Raw genomic sequence first — 3,926 nt, forward strand, 5'->3', positions numbered from 1 at the left:
ACGTCCTTGCCGGAGTTCGGACCGTTCATGAACGCTGCGCCCAGTGGCAGGTGACGACGACCGATTTCTACGCCGGGAATGTCGGTCGGAATCAGCGCGAGGCTGATGCCCAGGTCTTCTTTGTCGCCCAGCAGATGGTCCGGGTCGTAAGCCTTGAAGGCGAGGCCGAGCAGGGTGGCGACAGGCCCCAGGGTGATGTAGCGCTTTTCCCAGTTAAGACGCAGGCCCAGGGTTTCCTGGCCTTCCCACTCACCTTTGCAGATCACCCCGGTGTCGGGCATGCCGCCGGCGTCGGAGCCGGCCATTGGGCCGGTGAGGGCGAAACACGGAATATCGTCGCCCCGTGCCAGGCGTGGCAGGTAGTGGTTACGTTGCTCGTCGGTGCCGTAATGCAGCAGCAACTCAGCGGGACCGAGGGAGTTGGGGACCATCACGGTGGAGGCGAGGTCGCCACTGTGGCTGGCCAGTTTCATCGCCACTTGTGAGTGGGCATACGCCGAGAAGCCTTTGCCCCCAAATTCCTTGGGGATGATCAGGGCGAAGAAACCGTTTTCCTTGATGTACGTCCAGGCCTCGGCTGGCAGGTCCATGGTTTGACCGATCTGGTAGTCACTGACCATGGCGCAGAGTTCTTCGGTCGGGCCGTCAATGAAGGCCTGTTCCTCTTCGCTCAGTTGTACCTTGGGGTAGGACAGCAGTTTGTTCCAGTCCGGACGACCGCTGAACAGTTCGCCATCCCACCACACCGTACCCGCTTCAATGGCGTCGCGTTCGGTTTGCGACATGGGCGGCAGGGTTTTCTGGAACCAGTTGAACATCGGCGCGCTGAAGAATTTGCGGCGCAGGTCAGGCAGCAGTAACGGCGCAGCGACCGCAGCGAGCAAAAGCCAGAAAACCAGCAACAGCCAGCCCGGCGCGCGGCTGAAGATGCCCATTGCCAGCAGGTAGACAGCCACGATGCCCATGGCGGGCAGCGGGGCGATGCGACGGTGGGCTAAATAAGCGATCCCGACAACCAGAACCAGTATCCACAACAGCAGCATATTTAATCCTCCGTGAAACCAGGGCGAGCCAACCCACAGAGCTTAGACGGCATCCGCAAAACAGGGTGGTCGGAGCGAGGTGATTGAAATCGTGGGAAATCCCGGATGATTTCTGTAGGTCCGGTTGGCAACAGGCCTGGTAAATCGTTCATTTAACGGGCGGCTAAGCGCTCATATTTGGCCGAAACGTCGTTATCTCTGTGCTGAACCTCTCGATAGACTCGGGGCTTCCCCAGGAGATCGTTGCATGCATGAGTACCTAAGCCCCGGCCGCTTCATCGATAGTGACCATCCCTCGGTGGTGGAGTTCGCCGAAAAACACCGTGGCAGCAGTCGCGACCCGCTTGAGCAGGCGATCAGCCTTTATTATGCGGTGCGCGAGGCCGTGCGCTACAACCCGTACACCTTCAGCCGCGATCCGCAGACTTTGTGCGGCAGTTACGCCCTGGCGGCCGGGGAGAGTTATTGCGTGCCCAAAGCCACGCTGCTGGCCGGTGCGGCCCGGCATTGCGGCATTGCGGCGCGGATCGGCCTGGCGGATGTGCGCAATCATTTGTCGACGCCGCGCCTGCTCGAGCTGCTCAAGAGCGACATGTTCGCCATGCACGGCTACACCGAGTTCTACCTGCAGGGTCGCTGGGTCAAGGCGACCCCGGCGTTCAACCAGAAACTCTGCGAGTTGTTCAATGTGGCGCCGCTGGAATTCGATGGCATCAATGACAGTGTTTTCCATCCGTTCAACCGCGACGGCGAGAAACTGATGGAGTACCTCGTCGATCACGGCCAGTTTGCCGATGTGCCTGAGGCATTCTTTTTCGAGCACCTGGAAAAGTGTTATCCGCATCTGTTCGGCGAACAGCTGTCGCCGTTGCTGGGTGACATGCAGAGCGATTTGAGTCGTACCTGATCCGGCGTATGCTGCCTGCGCATTCATCAATCGAGAGGCGGTCATGCTGAAGATCTGGGGTCGGAAAAATTCATCGAATGTCAGAAAGCCGTTGTGGGCCGCCGAGGAGTTGGGGCTGGCATACGAAGCCATCGATGCGGGCGGCGCCTTTGGTGTTGTCGATACGCCCGAGTATCGCGCCATGAACCCCAACGGCCGTGTGCCGGTGATTGAGGACGATGGTTTTGTGTTGTGGGAATCGAACGCCATCGTGCGTTATCTGATGGCCAGGCATGCGGCCGACACCGCGTGGTATCCAACCGATCTGCGAGCGCGGGCCACTGCTGACAAGTGGATGGACTGGACCACCTCCAGTTTCGCCGGGCCGTTTCGCACGGTGTTCTGGGGCGTATTGCGCACTCCCGCAGAGCAGCAGGATTGGTCTGCCATCAAGGCGGCGATCACCGAATGCGAAGGCTTGCTGGCAATGGCCGATCAGGCGCTGGCGAACAAACCATACCTGTCCGGCGATGACATCGGCATGGGCGATATTCCCCTCGGCAGTTTCATTTATGCCTGGTTCGAGATGCCGATCGAGCGCGCGCCGCTGCCTCATCTTCAGGCCTGGTACGCCCGTTTGAAGCAGCGTCCGGCCTATCAGAAAGCGGTCATGACTGCGTTGACTTAATACTTACTATCGACACGCTTGACTGTACTTGTGCGGCGGGGACAAGCAACATTGCGGCGGTGCACTGTGGTTGTGTTGTTCGCCGCTCGCCCTTATTTATCCTTTTCTTCCCTTCTTGGTGCGTAATCCGATATGAGTTCCGCTCTGTCCATCCGGCAGCTAACCAAAACCTACGGCAACGGTTTCCAGGCCTTGAGTGGTATCGATCTGGATGTCGCCGAAGGTGACTTTTTCGCTCTGCTCGGCCCCAACGGTGCCGGCAAATCCACGACCATCGGCATTCTTTCGACCCTGGTGAACAAGACCAGTGGCACGGTGAATATCTTCGGTCATGACCTGGACAAGAACCCTGCGCAACTCAAGCGCTGCATTGGCGTCGTGCCCCAGGAATTCAACTTCAACCAGTTCGAAAAGACCTTCGACATCGTCGTGACCCAGGCCGGTTACTACGGCATCCCGTCGAAAGTCGCCAAGGAACGCGCTGAGCAGTACTTGACCCAGCTCGGCCTGTGGGACAAGCGCGACGTGCCATCACGTTCACTGTCGGGTGGCATGAAGCGTCGTCTGATGATTGCCCGCGCGCTGGTTCACGAACCACGTCTGTTGATCCTCGACGAACCGACTGCCGGCGTCGACATCGAACTGCGTCGTTCGATGTGGACCTTCCTCACCGAACTGAACCAGAAAGGCATCACCATCATCCTCACCACGCACTACCTGGAAGAGGCTGAACAGCTGTGCCGCAACATCGGCATCATCGACCACGGCACCATCGTCGAGAACACCAGCATGAAGCAGTTGCTCGGCCAGTTGCACGTCGAGACCTTCCTGCTGGATCTGAAGAACAGCCTCAGTGCGCCACCGCAGTTGCTCGGTTATCCATCACGGCTGCTTGACGGCCATACGCTGGAAGTCCAGGTGGACAAGTCGATGGGGATCACTGCGCTGTTCACCCAGCTTGCCCAGCAAAATATTGAAGTGTTGAGCCTGCGAAATAAAACCAATCGCCTTGAGGAGTTGTTCGTGTCCCTGGTGGAGAAAAATCTGTCGAAGGTGGCGGTATGAGTTCCGAGCTGCAACCCAACCTCGTCGCCCTCAACACCATCGTTTACCGCGAAATCCGGCGCTTCACCCGGATCTGGCCGCAGACCCTGCTGCCACCGGCCATCACCATGGTTCTGTATTTCGTGATCTTCGGTAACCTGATCGGCCGGCAAATCGGCGACATGGGCGGCTTCACCTACATGGAGTACATCGTGCCGGGGCTGATCATGATGTCGGTGATCACCAACTCCTACGGCAACGTGGT

General features: G+C 58.7%; 5 protein-coding genes. 4 read left to right on the forward strand and 1 reads right to left on the reverse strand.

Translation table 11 applies throughout. The features are described 5' to 3' along the window. The coding region (locus tag D8V06_RS12760) for an acyl-CoA dehydrogenase family protein (protein WP_130931066.1) at window positions 1-1,043 on the reverse strand (1,043 nt) is incomplete at its 3' end. A gap of 247 nt (window positions 1,044-1,290) precedes the next feature. On the opposite strand from D8V06_RS12760, the gene D8V06_RS12765 reads away from it, so the two are divergent. The 4 genes from D8V06_RS12765 to D8V06_RS12780 form a co-directional block, all read left to right on the forward strand. Next, window positions 1,291-1,950 (forward strand): transglutaminase family protein, encoded by a 660-nt coding sequence (locus D8V06_RS12765; RefSeq protein WP_056855956.1) that lies wholly within the window; start codon window positions 1,291-1,293, stop codon window positions 1,948-1,950. Window positions 1,951-1,993: 43 nt separating this feature from the next. After that, complete coding sequence (locus D8V06_RS12770; RefSeq protein ID WP_130931067.1) at window positions 1,994-2,617, forward strand: glutathione S-transferase; 624 nt, start codon at window positions 1,994-1,996, stop codon at window positions 2,615-2,617. 132 nt (window positions 2,618-2,749) lie between these two features. Then, a complete protein-coding gene (locus D8V06_RS12775; protein ID WP_056855954.1) occupies window positions 2,750-3,682 on the forward strand; it encodes an ABC transporter ATP-binding protein in 933 nt (310 codons plus the stop codon). Beyond that, window positions 3,679-3,926: ABC transporter permease (locus D8V06_RS12780; RefSeq protein WP_177434416.1), on the forward strand; the 248-nt coding region annotated here is incomplete at its 3' end. The genes D8V06_RS12775 and D8V06_RS12780, both read left to right, overlap by 4 nt.

The sequence above is a fragment of the Pseudomonas sp. Sample_24 genome, assembly GCF_004307605.1.
GTDB lineage: Bacteria > Pseudomonadota > Gammaproteobacteria > Pseudomonadales > Pseudomonadaceae > Aquipseudomonas.